Origin of the sequence: Adlercreutzia sp. ZJ176 (genome assembly GCF_011038975.1) — a bacterium.
Classification (GTDB): Bacteria; Actinomycetota; Coriobacteriia; order Coriobacteriales; family Eggerthellaceae; genus CAAEEV01.
Window position 1 is genome coordinate 1 of the sequence record NZ_JAAKEC010000012.1, and the last position, 17140, is coordinate 17140.

Sequence of the window (17140 nt, forward strand, 5' to 3'; positions counted from 1 at the left end):
CCGTTCTTCATCATCTTGGCGCCGCAGACGCCGCATTTTGGGCTAGACACCGCTCACCCCCGACCCGGACTGACTTTTTTCTCGAAAAAGTGTCCCCGAACAGGGGTGTCAAGTGCTTTTGTTACACGCTTTCTTGCCTATAGGGAAGTTGGTCGGCAACAACTCCGGAGGCATGTATGTCTAGCTTGAACTGGGAAGATAGGGTAATTCTTTACACACTTTTCTGCCTATATCCCCGCTTATGCCATCCTGAGCGGGCGAGCCCCCTGTGCCACTGATAGTCGTTACGGGTTTCGCCCTTCAAGCCGGAGGGCGATAATCCGCGTTGCGAGGACGGCGCGGTGACTCATCCTGAGCGGGCAAGCCCCCTTGTGTCATCCTGGGTAGGCGAATCCCTCCTGCGTGCATCCTGAGCAGGCGAATCTCCCCTTATGTCATCCTGAACAGGCAAGCCTCCCCTCGTGTCATCCTGAGCGAGCGAAGCGAGTCGAAGGATCCGGCCCTGGGCATGGCGCGCCCGCATGCGCAGCCCGCTCGCGACCAGATCCTTCGACTGCGCGCCCTGCGGGCGCTCCGCTCAGGATGACACGGGAGGCGATCTAGGCAGGAGCTCTTCTCAGGATGACATGGGAGGACAACCTAGGCGGCGCTCCGCTCAGTGACATGGAAGGGGAGGGCGCCTGACACACATGCTTCGCTCAGGATGGCATGCAGGGGCATTGCGCTCTTGCGTGCGGCGACTCGGGGAGCGACTGGAACGAGTTCCACATGCCCACGAATTACGGGCAGTGAACGATCGATCCTTACACACTTTTCTGCCTATATGCCCTATAACCCGCATAACCCGGCTTCGCCTGGAAAAGAAGGGGCCTGGCGAGAGGGGAGCTCGCCAGGCCAAAAGGAGGGGATGATGCGGCTTTGCGCCGCTCTGCTTTTAAAGGGATAAAGCAGGCAAGCAAGGTAGGAGGGGAGCCTATCAACTTGCTGACGTCAGTATAGAGGACGGGCTTGAATAACCCGTGAACCGCAAGTGGCGAACTTGTGGATTTCGGTTCAAGTCCAAGCCCAAACTTTTCCGAAATCTTTCACAGAAACATTTGTTCGTAAAGAGCAGACATGGTATGATGCGTCGCATGGAAACTCTTTTCACAGAATTCGAGAACGCCGAGCGCACGAAGGTGGCGCCGCTCGCGGTGCGCATGCGCCCGCGCTCGCTTGACGAGCTGGTGGGCCAGACCGAGGCGGTCGGGCCGGGCAGCTGGCTGCGCGCCGCCATCGAGCAGGACCACCTGAGCTCGGTGATACTGTTCGGCCCCGCCGGCACGGGGAAGACCTCGCTCGCCCACGTGGTCGCGGAGACCACGAAGGCCACGTTCGTGGAGGTGTCGGCCATCGGCGGCACGGTGTCGGACCTGCGCCGCGAGATCGACGCAGCGGAGAAGCGCCTCGTCATGGGCGGCCTGCGCACCATCCTGTTCGTCGATGAGATCCACCGCTTCAACCGCAGCCAGCAGGACGCGCTGCTGCACGCCGTGGAGGACCGCATGGTGGTCCTGGTGGGCGCCACCACCGAGAACCCGTTCTTCGAGGTGAACTCGGCCCTCATCTCGCGCTCGCGCGTGGTCGAGCTGCACGCGCTCTCCGACGAGGACATCGCCCTGCTCGTGAGCCGCGCGCTCGCGGACGAGCGCGGCCTTGCCGGCGCCTACGTGCTCGAGGACGCCGCACGTGACGCCATCGTCACGCTGGCCGGGGGAGACGGGCGCGGCGCGCTCACCACGCTCGAGCTCGCGGCGGGCATGACGGGTCCCGGCGCGCCGGAGGCGCCCGTGACCATCACGGAGGACATGGTGCGTGCCGCCACGCCCCACCGCTCGCTGCCCTATGACAAGAACAAGGACATGCACTATGACGTCATCTCGGCGTTCATCAAGTCCATGCGCGGGAGCGACCCTGACGCGGCCGTGTACTGGCTCGCGCGCATGATCGACGGCGGGGAGGATCCCAAGTTCATCGCGCGGCGCATGTTCATCGCCGCGTCCGAGGACGTCGGCAACGCCGACCCGAACGCGCTTCTGGTGGCCGAGGCGGCGTTTCGGAGCGCCGAGGTGATCGGCTACCCGGAGTGCCGCATCAACCTGGCCCAGGCCGCCATCTACCTGGCACTCGCGCCGAAGAGCAACGCCGCCGAGGCCGCCATAGACGCCGCGCTCTCCGAGGTGCGCCACGGCCCGCGGCGTGACGTGCCCGACTACCTGCGCGACCGGCACCGCCCCGGATCGGAGAACTACGGCACGTACCGGTACCCGCACAACTACCCGGGCGGCTGGGTTGACCAGCGCTACCTGCCCGAGGGACTCGAGCGCGGCTGCTTCTACCACCCCAGCGAGCGCGGCTGGGAGGCCTACCGCGCTGAGGCTGCCGCGCGTGACCGCGCCGAGGCCACGCGTCCCGCGCGGCCCGCCCCGCGCGCGGAGAAGGCGCAGCGCGCGAGCGCGAAGGCGACGGGCGCGGCGGATGCAGATGATGCGGCGCCTGCGAAGCGCGCGGGAGGGGGCGCAACGCGCGGGTAACGATGCGTGGGCGCTTGGCGCATTCGCTGACCTGCCTGTGTAGAATTGGACGGTGAAGTGTTATAGTTTGCCTTCAATAGCTCGATCAGGAGGAACGGCAATGGAATTTGGTGAATTGCTCAACATCGCGCTTCCCGTCGTGTACGTCGTCGTCGGCATCGCGCTCGTGTGGCTCGTCGTGGAGCTCGCACTCACCTTCCGCAGGACGCGCCAGGCGGTGTCCGAGGTGAACGAAACGGTGAGCGAGCTCCATGAGCAGATCAAGCCCACGCTCGACCACGTGGAGAAGATCACCGCGCAGCTCGAGCCCGTCTCGGCGAAGGTCGACCCGCTCGTCGACCGCGTGTCGCTCACCGTCGACGCGGCCAACTTGGAGATCATGCGCGTCGACCAGATCCTCGAGGACGTCACGCAGATCACCGACTCGGTCACCAAGACCATGGACACGGTCGACTCGGTCACGAGCGCGCCGCTCGATTTGGTGAACTCGGTGACTGACAAGGTGCGCGCCCGCCTGAAGGCGCGCGGCGCCTCCGAGGAGTCGGTGCGCCTGGGCAACGTGGGCAAGCCCGCCAAGCAGAGTGCCGTGCGCGATCTGGTGGACGCCACCGCCGACGCCGCTGAGGCCGCCGCAGCTGACCGGCGCGAGCGCCGCGCCGCCGCTGCCGCCGACGCTGCTGCCGCAGATGCCGCTGCCGACGCGGCACGCGCCGCCAGCGCAACGGATGCCTCCGCCGCGAACGCGGACGGGGCGTAAAGCCCATGCCTGACCTCTCCCGCATCCCCGCCATCACGCCCGAGCCGCATGCGCCCGCCGCGGCGTCATCAAGCGCCCCGGCGGGCGTCCCGGCCCCGCCGGCCCCCGTTCCGCCAGCGCCGCCGGCTCCGACCGCCCCTGCCGTTCCGGTAACCCCCGCCGCGTCGGCGCCCGTCCCCGCGGCTCCCGCAGCCGCCGCTTCCGCGCCCGCGCCGAAGGACCGCGCGAGCCTGTGGCTCGCGCGCGTGTGGACGGCCGTGGGCGCCATCCTGCTCACCGGCGCGGTGGTCTACCTGCTCAACATCCTGTCCGTGCCGGTGTCCATCCTCATCTGGACGGTCATCCTCGTGTTCTGCCTGCGCGGCATCGTGAACGCGCTCGACGCGCGCGGCGTCAACCGCACGATCGGCACGGCAGTCGCCTACGCGGTGCTGTTTGCGGTCATCGGGCTCGTGGGCTTCCTCATGTTCTCGCCGATGTTCGGCCTCAACAGCCAGCTGGCCGACTTGGTGGCCAGCGTGCCCCAGCTGACGAACGACCTCATCGCCTGGGGCAACGACGTGTACCTGCGCTACGCCCCCGTGCTCGAGGACGAGACGGTCAGGTCCATCATCCAGGACGTGCAGGGCTCGCTCGCCGCATGGGCCTCGTCGTTCGCGCAGGTGAGCGCTACAGGCCTGGTGAACGTGGGCGCGACGGTCGCCAACAGCCTCATGGCCTTCGGCTTCGCGCTCGTCATCGCGTTCTGGGTGCTCATGGAGCTGCCGGCCCTCGGGTTCGAGGTGAAGCGCCTCGTCGGCCCGAAGCGCGCCGCGGACGCGGAGTTTCTGCACTACACGTTCACGCGCGTCATGGGCGGCTACATCAAGGCGACGTTTCTGCAGTGCGCGGTGATCGGCGTGGCATGCGGCGTGCTGTTCGCCGTGGTGGGCATCCCCAACGCGGCGGCGCTCGGCGTCATCACCGGCGTGTTCAACATCGTCCCGATCATCGGCCCGTGGCTGGGCGGCATGGTCGCCGCCATCACGGCGGTGTTCGTGAGCCCGTTCGCGGCCCTCGTGGCGCTCGTGGGCACGGTGGCCATCCAGCAGGTCGTCTACACGTTCGTCTCGCCGCGCATCATGGCTGACTCCGTCGACGTGCACCCGGCGCTGACGCTCATCGCCCTCATGTGCGGATCGGCGCTCGGCGGCGCCATGAGCGGCCTGCTCGGCGCGCTCGTGGGCATGCTCGCCTCCATCCCGGCGGTGGCCGTGGTCAAGGCGTGCTTCGTGTACTACTTCGAGAAGAGGACGGGGCGCTGCCTGGTGGCCGAAGACGGCGTGTTCTTCAAGGGGACCCCAGCCGAGGGCGACGTGCCCGACCCCATGGCCGATGCCACCTCGCCGCACCCCGGCTCCACTGCGTCGTTTTTGCCCGTCGAGCTTGACGAGGGCGGCCAGCCGACGGGGAAGCGCAAGCGTCCGCGCTTCGTCGGACGCGGCAAGGGCGGGGGCGCCTCGGCTGCGGCCCCTGCTGCGGCGCGCGACGCGGCGCCTGGCGCGGCGCGCGACGCGAAAAAGGGCGCGCGCCGCTCGTCAGACGCCCACGACAAGCGCTAGGAAACATACTATAATGTGACCCCGTCGGCCTGCGGGCCGATCGGGATGACCCCCGCTGGCCTGCGTGCCGGCGGCTGCCAAGGTAAACCGGGCCGGCTTCGCCGGCTCTGCCATTGATAAGACGAAAGAGCGAACATGAAGTACATGACAACCGCCGAGATCCGCGAGAAGTACCTCTCCTACTTCGAGGAGAAGGGATGCAAGCGCATGCCCTCGTCCTCGCTCATTCCCGACGATCCCTCGCTGCTGCTCACGAGCGCCGGCATGGTGCAGTTCAAGCCCTACTTCCTGCAGCAGAAGCAGCTCGAGGAGCCCTACGTCGGCACCACCACCGTGCAGAAGTGCGTGCGCACCAACGACATCGACATCATCGGCACCACGGGGCGCCATCTGAGCTTCTTCGAGATGCTCGGCAACTTCGCCTTCGGCAAGTACTTCAAGCAGGAGATGTGCTCGTGGGCTTACGACTTCTCCGTGAACGAGCTCGGCCTGCCGCCTGAGCGCCTGTACTTCACCGTGTTCGAGGACGACGACGAGACGATCGAGATCTGGAAGTCGCTCGGCGTGCCCGAGGACCACATCTCCAAGCTCGGCGAGGACGACAACTTCTGGCGCGCCGGCCCCACCGGCCCGTGCGGCCCGTGCTCCGAGCTCTACTTCGACCAGGGCCCCGAGTTCGGCTGCGGCAGCCCCGACTGCGCGCCGGGCTGCGACTGCGACCGCTTCCTCGAGTACTGGAACTGCGTGTTCACCCAGTACGACGGGCAGGAGGACGGCACGCTCGCGCCGCTGCCCAAGAAGAACATCGACACCGGCATGGGCCTCGAGCGCATCGCCGCCATCATGCAGGGCGTCCAGTCCAACTACGAGACGGACGTGCTGCGCTCGCTCGTGGCCGTCGGCGAGCGCCTCGCGGGCGTGACGTACGGCGACGACCCCGAGCGTGACCTGGCGCTGCGCATCATCGCCGACCACTCCCGCGCCGTCACCTTCATGATCGCCGACGGCATCCTGCCGTCCAACGAGGGCCGCGGCTACGTGCTGCGCCGCCTGCTGCGCCGCGCCATCATGAAGGCGCACCTCATCGGCGTGGAGGGCCCGTTCCTCAACGACTACGTCGACGAGATCGTCCGTCTCATGGGCGACGTCTACCCCGAGATCGTGGAGAACCGCGAGCTCGAGCGCAAGCTGATCCTGGCCGAGGAGGACCGCTTCGGCGCCACGCTGCGCCAGGGCCAGGCCTTCCTCGAGGACGCGCTCTCCCAGCTCGAGGGCACGGTGCTCCCCGGCGAGGAGGCGTTCACGCTGCACGACACCTACGGCTTCCCCGTGGAGATCACGAGCGAGATCTGCGAGGGCCGCGGCGTGACCGTCGACATGGACGGCTTCGAGCGCTCCATGGAGGAGCAGCGCGAGCGTGCGCGCGCGGCGGGCGCGAAGGACGCCGAGGCCGCCTGGTCCACCTACGGCGGCGTCTACGCCGACCTGCTGAACGAGGTGGGCCCCACGCGCTTCGTGGGCTACGAGGCCACCACGGCCGCGGCTCGCGTGCTGGCCCTCGTCAAGGAGGGCGCGCGCGTCACCGCGCTGGCCCCCGGCGAGGCGGGCGAGGTCATCCTCGACGTCACCCCCTTCTACGCCGAGATGGGCGGCGAAGTGGGCGATACGGGCGAGATCTCCGCGCCGGCGGGCGCGCTTGAGGTGAGCGACACCAAGGCCCCTGAGAAGGGCCTGTACGTCCATGCGGTGAAGTGCGCCGACGCCGGCATCGCCGTGGGCGACGAGGTGACGGCCTCGGTCGACGCGCGCCGCCGCGCCGCCATCGAGCGCAACCACACCGCCACGCACATCCTGCATGCGTCGCTGCGCACCGTGCTCGGCGACCACGTGAAGCAGGCGGGCTCGTACGTGGGCCCCGACCGCCTGCGCTTCGACTTCACGCACTTCGAGGCCATGACGCCCGAGCAGATCGCCGAGGTGGAGCGCGTGGCCAACGAGCACGTCATGGCGGCGACGGCCACCACCATCTACGAGACGTCGCTCGACGAGGCGCGCGCCGCGGGCGTGACGGCGCTGTTCGGCGAGAAGTACGGCGAGAAGGTGCGCGTCGTGGAGGCCGGCGAGTTCTCCCGCGAGCTGTGCGGCGGCTGCCACGTGGGCAACACCGCCGAGATCGGCCTGGTGAAGGTCATGTCCGAGTCGAGCGTGGGCGCGAACCTGCGCCGCATCGAGGCGGTCACCAGCTTCGGCGCGCTCGAGTACGTGAACAAGGTCGAGTCCGAGCTCAAGGAGACGGCCGCCGAGCTCCGCGTGCCGCTGTTCGACGTGTCCGAGCGCACGGCCGCCAACGTCAAGGCGCTGAAGGAGATCCACCAGAAGGCCAAGCGCGGCAAGTCTATGGTGTCCGACGACGGCATCACCAAGCTCGTCGACGCCGCGGTCACCTCGGCTGCGGGCTACCCGGTCATCATCGCGCGCACCGAGGTGCGCGAGGGCGGCATGATGCGCGCCCTGTGGGACGTGGTGCGCGCCCGCATGAGCGCGCCGGGCGCCCTGGTGATCGCCGGCGAGAAGGACGGCAAGCCCGTGCTCATGGCTGCCGGCACCGACGAGGCGGTCGCCGCGGGCTTCGACGCCGGCAAGCTCATCAAGGCGATGGGCCCGGCCGTGAAGGGCGGCGGCGGCGGCAAGCCGACCATGGCCCAGGCGGGCGGCAAGGACGCCTCCGGCATCGACGAGGCGCTCGAGATCGCGCGCAAGGCGCTGCTGTAGGAAAGGGCGCGGCTGCGGCGGATGTGCTTGGCGCGTCAGGCGCGCCTGATGCGTCGCAGCTGCGTTGGAGAAAGGCCCGCGAGGGCCTTTTTCGTCATCAGGCCCCGGGCCCGCTGCGGCGCCTGGCGGCGAGGGAGGGCGTTTCTCGGGAAAGGGGGAGCGATGAGGGTTCTGGCCCTGGACATCGGGGAGGTGCGCGTGGGGATCGCGGTGTGCGACCCGGGCGAGCGCGTCGCGAGCCCCGTGTGCGTGCTGCCCGCGTCCGAGGTGCTCGCCTGCGCGAAGCCGTTTCGGCGCGTGCTCGAGGACTGGGAACCCGAGCTTTTCCTGTGCGGGCTGCCCTATACGCTCTCGGGTGAGGAAGGCCCCCAGGCCGCGCGCATCCGCGCCGCTGCGGCCCAGGTCAGTGCCGCGTGCGGCATCGACTGCGCGTTTACCGACGAGCGTCTGAGCTCGGCTGCGGCAAAGCGGAGTTTGCGTGAATCGGGCTTGAGCGAGAAGAACATGCGCGGAAAAGTCGATATGATAGCGGCAAGTCTGTTCTTGCAGGCGTGGCTCGACGAGCGCGCGACCTCGAACGCTGAAAGGTAGTACCCGTGTCCCACCGCAGAAGGCAAGTGACCTACTCCTCCCACCCGAACCATGCCGCCCGCGCGGCGCATGCCCGCGGAAGCCGCGAGTTCCGCACGTACGACACGAGTTACATCCGCCCCAAGCAGAGCAAGACGCCCCTGGTGGTCGCGCTGGTCCTGGCGCTTCTGGTGGTGGGCGCCGGCGCGTTCTTCCTCATGCGCAGCTGCGCCGGCCCCGAGCTTCTGGCTGAGGGCGAGCAGGCCCAGGTGGTGGTCGAGCAGGGCGAGAGCGCGCGCGACGTGGGCAACTCGCTTGCCGAGGCGCGCCTGGTGGCGAGCGCGCAGGAGTTCGTCGACGCGGTGTCGCGCCAGAACGCGGATGCCTCGATCATCCCCGGCACCTACACCTTCTCGGGCGGCGTCACCGTTGACGAGATCCTGCGCACGCTGCAGGCAGGCCCCGCCTTCGCCGGCGCGCTCGCGGTTCCCGAGGGCCTGAGGCTCTCCGAGATCGCCGCGCGCGTGCAGGAGGTCACGGGCGGCCGCGTCACCGCCGAGGCGTTCACGCAGGCGGCGAGCGACGCGAGCGCCTACGCGGCGGACTACGCGTTCCTCGCGGGCGCAGGCGCAAGCTCGCTCGAGGGCTTTTTGTTCCCCAAGACCTACGACGTCCCCGCCGACGCTGCGGCCGAGTCTATCGTGCGCATGATGCTCGACCAGTTCGCGGCCGAGACGGCGTCGCTTGACTGGAGCTACCCCGAGAGCCAGGGCCTGAGTTTGTACGACGCGCTCAAGCTCGCCTCCATCGTGGAGAAGGAGTCGACGGGCGACGAGGGCATCCGCGCGCGGGTGGCCGCGGTGTTCTACAACCGCCTGACCACCGAGGGCGAGCCGAGCTACGGCCTGCTGCAGAGCGACGCCACCACGGCGTACGAGGTGGGGCACGACCCCACGCCCGAGGAGGTGCACGCCGACACGCCGTACAGCACGTACGCGCATGCGGGCCTGCCGCCGACGCCCATCTGCTCGCCGGGCCTCGCGTGCCTGCAGGCCGTGTGCGCGCCTGACGCCGAAGCGCTCGGGCGGGACTACTTCTTCTACTTCGACGCCGAGGGCAACTACTCGTTCAGCGCGACGTATGACGAGCACATGAGCTCGTTCTCATAGGGCCGCGGGGTGCCGGATGCCGCTGCTCGAGCCTGACAGGTACTTCTCGCGCGTCACGCACATCAGCGTCGAACATGACCTGCTCGCGCGCGGCCTGACCTGCGTGCTGCTCGACGTCGACAACACCATCCTCACGCGCGACACGCGCGAGGTGCCGCGTGACGTGGGCATGTGGCTCGGCCGCGCGCGCGAGGCGGGCGTGGCGTTCTGCCTGGTGTCGAACAACTGGCACGCGAGCGTGCACGCGCTGGCGGGCGAGCTCGACCTGCCCATCGTGGCGAAGGCGTGCAAGCCCTCGCCCCACGGCCTCGTCCTGGGGATGCGCAAGGCGGGCGGGCGCCGGGAGAACACGGTGATGGTGGGCGACCAGCTCATGACCGATGTGCTGGCCGCGCACCTGGTGGGCTGCAAGGCCTACATGCTGAGGCCCCTCGTGGAGCAGGATCTGCCGCACACGCTGCTCATGCGCAACTTCGAGCACGTGATGCTGGGCGAGCTGCAGCCCGAGCCCGAGCCGGCGCCCGCGAGCTGCCAGCAGAGCTGCCGGGAAGGCAGCGGCCGGGAAAGTGAAAGGAAGGGCGCATGAGCGCGCAGAAGAACCTCTACATACTGGGACACCCCATCGCGCATTCCAAGTCGCCCGCCATGTACAACGCCGTGTACGCTCGCCTCGGCCTGGACTGGCACTACGGCTTCGCCGACCTGCCCACGCTCGAGGAGGCCGAGACCTTCCTGCGCGCGCGCGACTTCCTTTCCGTCAACGTCACCACGCCCTACAAGCCCGCGGCCTTCGAGGCGGCTGACGTGCGCGCGGCGTCGGCGCAGCTCGCGCGCGGCGCGAACGTGCTCGTGAACAAGGGCGGCACGCTCATCGCCTACAACGTCGACGGCCAGGGCTGCGTGGGCTACCTCGAGCGGACGGGCGTGCGCTTCGCGGGCAAGCGCGTGGCGGTGTGCGGAACGGGCCCCACGGCGCTGGCGATCCTGCATGCCGCGGCGCAGGCGGGCGCCGCCGAGGTCGTGCTCGTGGGGCGCGACAAGGAGCGCGCGGCCGGCGTGCTGCGCGCCTACGCCGACGCCTACCGCAAGCTCGCCGAGGCGACGGTGGACCTGCCCGCGCCCCAGGAGCACCACCTGAGCTTCCGCGCGGCGTACGAGCACGTGAGCCTGAAGTTCGGCAGCTACGCCACCTCGACGCAGGCCATCGCCGCCGCCGATGTCATCATCGACGCGACGCCGCTCGGCATGCACGCGGGCGACCCCGCGCCCTTCGACACGGGCCTGCTCTCGGCGCGCCAGGTGGTGTTCGACGTGGTGTACGGCCACGGCACCACGTCGCTCGTGACCGCGGCGCGCGCGGCGGGATGCGCGGCCCATGACGGCGCGGGCATGCTCGTGGCGCAGGCGGTGGCGACGTTCAACATCGTGTGCGAGGTGGCGGGCGTCGACGCGGTGTGCGGGTTCGACGAGCTCTTCGACGTGATGGCGAACGCTGCCGGCTTCGACGGGCTCTAGGCGCGCACGCGTCCGCGACGCGAGGGCCGTGCGCGCGGCGGGGCGCACGCACGCAGGCCGGCGAGAGGGCCATCAATCGGCATGCTCTCTCCTGCTGATGCGACGTTCTTCTGTTTTAGAGAATTGTCAAGATATGCAATTTTCTAAAACAAACAGCTTCTGGCTCTGCTGAACTGTGAAGCCATGCCCTATAATTCATTTTAGAAATGCGTCATAGCAGGCAGTTTTCTAAAGCAGGTGAGGGCATGAGAATAGAGCGAAGCATCTATCTGGACAAGCTGATCGCCCGCAAGCACAACGGGCTTGTGAAGGTGGTCACGGGGGCGCGGCGCTGCGGGAAGTCATATCTGCTCTTCGAGCTGTTTCGCGAACACCTGCTGGATGAGGGCGTGTCTCCTGACCGTATCATCAAGATCCAGCTCGACGACCGCAAGAACAAAGCGCTTCGAGATCCCGATGCGTGCGACGCTTACGTAAGGGAGCGCGTTGGCGCAGGACAGCACTATGCTTTGATTGACGAAGTGCAGATGATGGACGAGTTCGAAGACGTCCTCAACGGTTTTCTCCACATCGACAACCTCGACGTGTACGTTACGGGCAGCAACTCCCGATTTCTCTCGCATGACGTCATCACGGAGTTCAGGGGCCGCGGTGACGAGGTTCGCATTCATCCGCTCGGCTTTGCCGAGTACTACAGCGCTGTTGGAGGAGATTGGGACGATGCGTGGAACGACTACCTGACGTTCGGCGGCATGCCCCACGTGGCCGAGCTGAAGGCAGATCGCGACAAGGCCGCTTACCTGGAGGCTCTGTTCCGCGAGACCTATCTGCGTGACATCGTGGAGCGAAACAAGGTGCAGCATGAAGCGGAACTGGGGGAGTTGGTGGACGTTGTCGCCTCAGCCGTCGGCTCGCTGACCAACCCCGACAAGCTCGAACGGGCTTTCCGCAGTCTCAAGGGTTCTTCGATATCTGCTCCGACCATCAAGCGGTACCTCGGGTACCTGGAGGACGCCTTCCTACTCAGCGAGGCCAAGCGGTATGACGTGAAGGGGAAGAAGTATATCAGCACGCCGCTCAAGTACTACTTTGAAGATGTGGGGCTGCGCAATGCGCGCCTGAGCTTCCGACAGCAGGAAGAGACGCATATCATGGAGAACGTGCTCTACAACGAGCTGGTCGTACGTGGCTTCAAGGTAGACGTCGGCGTGGTCGGCATAAGCGAGGGGGGCAAGCGGAAGCGTCTCGAGATCGACTTCATCGCAAACGAGGGAAGCAGGCGCTATTACATACAGTCGGCGTTCGCCCTGCCTGACGCAGGGAAGCGCGCCCAAGAGGAGCGCCCGCTGCTCGCCGTGAAGGACTTTTTCAAGAAGATCATCGTGGTGGGCGGCAGCGCGAGGCCGAGCCGTGACGAGCACGGCATCGTGACCATGGGGCTCAAACAGTTCCTGCTCGATCCGAACAGCCTGGAGCTGTGAGGGACGAATTGCGCGCCGCGCCCGCGCCATGCTGAGTCACGCAACGCGGCGCGTTTTTGCCCTCGACGGGCTTGCGCCCGTCGGCAATTGATCCCTGCGCTACAATAAAGAAGTTTGATACATTCTCGGGCAATGCGCCTTGCGCATAGACGCGATGCCTTGCTCGGCCGTCTTCGAAAGCGGGCGCATATGCAGTACATCACAGCGGGCGAGAGCCATGGGCCGCAGCTCACGGCCATCGTGTCGGGGGTGCCGGCGGGCCTCGCCATCTCCGAAGAGCAGATCAACGACAGCCTCGCGCGCCGCCAGTCAGGCTACGGGCGCGGCGGGCGTCAGACCATCGAGCGCGACCGCGCCGTCATCGCGAGCGGCGTGCGCTTCGGGCGCACCATGGGCTCGCCCATCACGCTCGTGGTGCGCAACCGCGACTGGGAGAACTGGTCTGCGCGCATGGCCGCCTTCGGCAGCGCCCCGTCTGACCTGGTGCGCGAGGTGACGCCGCGCCCTGGGCACGCCGATCTGGTAGGCGCGCTCAAGACCAACACCGACGACTGCCGCAACATCCTCGAGCGCGCGAGCGCCCGCGAGACGGCGGCGCGCGTGGCGGCCTGCGGCATCGCGCGCGAGTTTCTGGGGGACCTCGGCGTCGAGGTGCTCTCGTACGTCACCTCGGTGGGGGACGTGGCCCTGCCCGAGGACGACCCCATGGCGGCGGCGCCGACGTACAGCCCGCTCGACATCGAGTTCTCGGAGATGCGCTGCCCTGATACAGGCACCACCGAGGCCATGAAGGCGGCCGTGCGCGCGGCGCGTGACGCAGGCGAGAGCCTCGGCGGCACCTTCCGCGTGGTGGTCACGGGCCTGCTCCCGGGCTTGGGCAGCTACGCGAGCGGCCCCGAGCGCCTCACCTCGCGCATCGGCGCGGCGCTGTTCTCCATCCCCGCGATCAAGGGCGTGGAGTTCGGGCTGGGCTTCGAGGCGGCGCGGCGTCCCGGCTCGCGCGTGCACGACCCCATCGTGCTTTCGGACGGCGGGTTCACGCGCACGTCGAACAACGCGGGCGGGCTCGAGGGCGGCATGACGAGCGGCATGCCGCTCGTGGTCACGGCGGCCATGAAGCCCATCCCCACGCTCATGAGGCCGCTCGACACGGTGAACCTCGACACGCTCGAGGTGGAGCAGGCGTCGCGCGAGCGCTCGGACGTGTGCGCGGTGCCCGCCGCGGCGGTGGTCGCGGAGGGCGAAGTGGCCTTCGCGCTGGCCAACGCCTACACCGAGGCGTTCGGCTGCACGTCGATGGCCGACATCAAGGCCAGCATCCGCGCCTACAAGCAGCGCCTGAGGACGATGTCGCGGTAGGGCGCCTCGCCTGCACGGGCCGTACTCTGAGGGGTTCGGCCCTTTCTCAAGAGAAGGAGCTTCAACGTGACGGAGAGACGTGACGTCGAGAGATACGAGCTCGCCCGGCCGGTGTTCTTCATCGGGTTCATGGGCGCGGGCAAGACGAGCGTCGCGCGGCGGCTGGCGCGCACGTGTGGCGTGGCCTCGGTCGACATGGACACCTACCTCGAGCGCCGCGAGGGCAGGCGCGTGAAGGAGATCTTCGCCGAGGCGGGCGAGGAGGGCTTTCGCGCCGTGGAGACCGACGTGCTCGACGAGCTGGCCAGCAAGGACGACGCGCTTCTGGTGTCGTGCGGCGGCGGCGTGGTGACGCGCGCGGATAACCGCGCCATCTTGGCCGAGAAGGGCGTCGTGGTGTACCTGCAGGTCACCGCCGACGAGGCGGCGTCGCGCATCAGCGACACCTCGAGCCGCCCGCTGTTTCAGGACATCGAGGCGGCGCGGCGGCGCTGCGAGGAGCGGCTGCCGCTCTACGAGAGTGTCGCCGACATAACCGTGAACACCGCAGGCAAGAGCGTCCCCGCCCTCGCGCGGGAGGTGGCTCGCCTGCTCGAGAAGGAGGGCGTGCTGTGCCGACGACTAAGGTAGTGGTGAACATCCCGGGCGAAGCGCCCTATGACGTGCGCATCGGGGCCGACGTGCTCGAAGGGCTCGGCGCGTACCTGAAGCGCGTCGCCGACGTGGCGCACTCTCCGCGCGTGCTGGTGGTGACCGACTCGAACGTGGCGCCGCTGTACCTGGAGCGCGCGAAGGACGCGCTGCGCGGCGCGGGCTTCCGCGTGAGCGACATCGTGGTGCCGGCGGGCGAGGACTCCAAGTCGCTCGCGGTCATCGGCGAGGTGTGGGAGGCCATGGGCGCGCTCGCGCTCGGGCGCGACTGCTGCGTGGTGGCGCTCGGCGGCGGCGTGGTGGGCGACCTGGCGGGGTTCGCCGCCTCCACCTACATGCGCGGCATCCCCGTGGTGCAGGTGCCCACCACGCTGCTTTCCATGGTGGACTCCTCGGTGGGCGGCAAGACCGGCGTGAACCTCTCCGCGGGCAAGAACCTCGTCGGCACGTTCAAGCAGCCCTCCTACGTGTGCGCGTCGACCTCGACGCTGGCCACGCTGCCCGAGCGCGAGTGGACGTGCGGCTGCGCCGAGATCGCGAAGTCGGCGGTCATCGACTCGGATGACTTCTTCTTCTGGCTCGTGGAGAACGCGGACGCGCTCGCGGCGCGCGAGGCGGGCGTGGTCGCCGAGGCGGTCGCGCGCTCGGTGGTGTTCAAGGCGGGCGTGGTCGCCGAGGACAAGACGGAGAGCCGCGGCGTGCGCGAGTGCCTGAACTACGGGCACACGCTCGGGCACGCGGTGGAGAAGCTCTCCGGCTACGGCACGTACAGCCACGGCGCGGCGGTCGCCGAGGGCATGCGCTTCGCGGCGCGCCTGGGCGTCGAGCTCGTGGGCGCCTCGCCCGAGCTCGTGGCCGCCCAGGACGAGCTGCTCGACGCGCTCGGCCTGCCTGCGCTTGCGTGGTCGGCCCCCGCCGCGGACATGCTCGACGCTATGAAGCGCGACAAGAAGGCGCGCGCGGGCGTGGTGCGCTTCGTGCTGCCGCGCGACGTGGGGGCCTGGGAGCTCGTCAACGTGGACGACGAGGTGCTCAAAGAGCACCTCGCGAGGTGGGAGGAGTCGAAGTGAAGAAGATTCTGCTGATGAACGGGCCGAACCTCGACATGCTGGGCGTGCGGGATCCCGCCATGTACGGCACGGACACGCTGGCCTCCATCGAGGCCGAGGTCGTCGCCTACGGCGCCAAGCGGGGCGCGCGGGTTGACTGCTTCCAGTCCAACCACGAAGGCGCGCTCATCGACAAGCTGCACGAGGCTCACGGCGTCTACGACGGCATCGTCTACAATCCGGGCGCGCACACGCACTACTCCTACGCGCTGCATGATGCGGTGGAGTGCATTGACGTGCCGGTGGTCGAGATCCACATCTCGGACATCTCCCAGCGCGAGGAGTTCCGCCGCACGTCGGTCATCGCGCCGGCGTGCATCGCCCAGATCAAGGGCAAGGGCAAAGCGGGGTACCTGGAGGCCGTCGATGTCTTGCTCAGCCGCTAGCGCCGCGCGCCTCGCGCGCCTGCGCGCGGCGTACGCTGCAGCCGGCGCGGGCGGCATGCTCGTGCGCGCGACCTCCAACGTCTGCTGGCTCACGGCGTTCGACGGCGTGTTCGACGAGGAGCAGGCCCATGCGCTCTTCGTGGACGACGGGCTCGCGGTGCTGCACACCGACTCGCGCTACGCCGCGGCCTGCGAGCGCGCCGCTTGTGCGGGCGGCGGCGCGGTGGAGGTCGACGCGGCGCGCGAGACGCATGCGGCGTTCGCGGCGCGGCTGTGGGGGAACGCGGAGGGCCGCGCGGAAGCGGCTGCCGACTCCGACGGGGAAGCGGCCGCGCCTGCGCCATCAGCCGCGGAAGGCGACGCTCCCGCGCCCGCTCCTGCGCAGCGCGCAGGCGAGTGGCTGGCCGTCGAGGACTCCATCACGCTCGCGGAGTTCCGCCGGCTCGAGCGCGCGTTCGCCCCCGGCTCCCTCGCCGAGACCTCCGAGGTCGTGCTCGGCCTGCGCGCGGTGAAGGACGCAAGCGAGGTGGCGCGCATGCGTGCGGCGCAGGCCGTCACCGACGCGGCGTTCGACCACATCATCGCCTTCATGCGCCCCGGCATGACCGAGCGCGAGGTGCAGCTCGAGCTCGAGGGCTTCATGCTCTCCCACGGGGCGAGCGGCCTGGCCTTCTCCTCCATCGTGGCTGCGGGCGCCAACGGCGCGAACCCGCACGCCATACCCGGCGACACGGTGCTCGAGTCAGGGCAGTGCGTGGTCCTCGACTTCGGCGCGAAGGCGCGCGGCTACTGCTCCGACATGACGCGCACGGTGTTCCTCGGCGCGCCGTCGGGCGCCATGCTCGACGCGTGGCAGACCCTGCGCCGCGCGAACGAGGAGGTCGAGGGCATGCTGCGCCCGGGCGTCACGGGCAGGGAGGCCCACGAGCTGGCCGAGCGGATACTCGCCGAAGGCGGCTTCGGCGGGCGCATGGGCCACGGGCTCGGGCACGGCGTGGGGCTCGACGTCCACGAGGAGCCGGTGCTCGCGCCGCGCAACACGTGTGCGCTCGAGCCGGGCAACGTGGTCACGGTCGAGCCCGGCATCTACCTGCCCGGCGCGTTCGGCATGCGCCTGGAGGACTTCGGCATCGTGACGCAGGACGGCTTCGAGGTGTTCGCCCGATCCACCCATGAGATGGTGGTGCTCTGAGGCTT

At 68.6% G+C, this 17140-nt stretch carries 14 protein-coding genes; all 14 read left to right on the forward strand.

The window, feature by feature from the left end:
* The first annotated feature begins 1133 nt into the window (after positions 1-1133).
* The 14 genes from G7Y50_RS07540 to G7Y50_RS07605 all read left to right on the forward strand — a co-directional run bounded on the left by G7Y50_RS07540 (position 1134) and on the right by G7Y50_RS07605 (position 17135).
* Positions 1134-2573 carry a replication-associated recombination protein A gene (locus G7Y50_RS07540; protein WP_165055697.1) on the forward strand — a complete coding sequence of 480 codons (1440 nt, stop codon included), beginning with the start codon at positions 1134-1136 and terminating at the stop codon, positions 2571-2573.
* 100 nt (positions 2574-2673) lie between these two features.
* On the forward strand, positions 2674-3330 hold the full coding sequence (locus G7Y50_RS07545) for a DUF948 domain-containing protein (protein ID WP_165055699.1): 657 nt from the start codon (positions 2674-2676) through the stop codon (positions 3328-3330).
* Between the two features lie 5 nt (positions 3331-3335).
* A complete protein-coding gene (locus tag G7Y50_RS07550; RefSeq protein ID WP_206214806.1) occupies positions 3336-4931 on the forward strand; it encodes an AI-2E family transporter in 1596 nt (531 codons plus the stop codon).
* 135 nt (positions 4932-5066) lie between these two features.
* A complete protein-coding gene (gene alaS, locus G7Y50_RS07555) occupies positions 5067-7703 on the forward strand; it encodes an alanine--tRNA ligase (RefSeq protein ID WP_165055701.1) in 2637 nt (878 codons plus the stop codon).
* Between the two features lie 162 nt (positions 7704-7865).
* Positions 7866-8294 carry a Holliday junction resolvase RuvX gene (gene ruvX / locus G7Y50_RS07560; RefSeq protein ID WP_165055703.1) on the forward strand — a complete coding sequence of 143 codons (429 nt, stop codon included), beginning with the start codon at positions 7866-7868 and terminating at the stop codon, positions 8292-8294.
* A gap of 5 nt (positions 8295-8299) precedes the next feature.
* A complete protein-coding gene (mltG, locus tag G7Y50_RS07565; protein ID WP_165055707.1) occupies positions 8300-9442 on the forward strand; it encodes an endolytic transglycosylase MltG in 1143 nt (380 codons plus the stop codon).
* Positions 9443-9458: 16 nt separating this feature from the next.
* Positions 9459-10028 carry a YqeG family HAD IIIA-type phosphatase gene (locus G7Y50_RS07570; RefSeq protein ID WP_165055715.1) on the forward strand — a complete coding sequence of 190 codons (570 nt, stop codon included), beginning with the start codon at positions 9459-9461 and terminating at the stop codon, positions 10026-10028.
* Positions 10025-10957, forward strand: coding sequence for a shikimate dehydrogenase (locus G7Y50_RS07575; RefSeq protein ID WP_165055719.1), 933 nt, complete (start codon positions 10025-10027; stop codon positions 10955-10957). The genes G7Y50_RS07570 and G7Y50_RS07575 overlap by 4 nt, the downstream gene beginning before the upstream one ends.
* A gap of 245 nt (positions 10958-11202) precedes the next feature.
* On the forward strand, positions 11203-12438 hold the full coding sequence (locus tag G7Y50_RS07580; protein ID WP_165055723.1) for an ATP-binding protein: 1236 nt from the start codon (positions 11203-11205) through the stop codon (positions 12436-12438).
* A 189-nt stretch (positions 12439-12627) separates the two neighbouring features.
* Positions 12628-13797, forward strand: a complete 1170-nt coding sequence (gene aroC, locus G7Y50_RS07585) for a chorismate synthase (RefSeq protein ID WP_165055731.1) — start codon at positions 12628-12630, stop codon at positions 13795-13797.
* A 66-nt stretch (positions 13798-13863) separates the two neighbouring features.
* Positions 13864-14427: a shikimate kinase gene (locus tag G7Y50_RS07590; protein WP_241156529.1), complete on the forward strand. Its 564-nt coding sequence runs from the start codon at positions 13864-13866 to the stop codon at positions 14425-14427.
* Positions 14409-15518: a 3-dehydroquinate synthase gene (gene aroB, locus G7Y50_RS07595; RefSeq protein WP_165055734.1), complete on the forward strand. Its 1110-nt coding sequence runs from the start codon at positions 14409-14411 to the stop codon at positions 15516-15518. The genes G7Y50_RS07590 and aroB overlap by 19 nt, the downstream gene beginning before the upstream one ends.
* Complete coding sequence (gene aroQ / locus G7Y50_RS07600) at positions 15515-15943, forward strand: type II 3-dehydroquinate dehydratase (RefSeq protein ID WP_165055736.1); 429 nt, start codon at positions 15515-15517, stop codon at positions 15941-15943. Before aroB ends, aroQ begins: the two co-directional genes overlap by 4 nt.
* Entirely contained in the window at positions 15924-17135 is a 1212-nt protein-coding gene (locus G7Y50_RS07605) for a Xaa-Pro peptidase family protein (protein WP_165055738.1), read from the forward strand. The genes aroQ and G7Y50_RS07605 overlap by 20 nt, the downstream gene beginning before the upstream one ends.
* Positions 17136-17140: the final 5 nt, after the last annotated feature.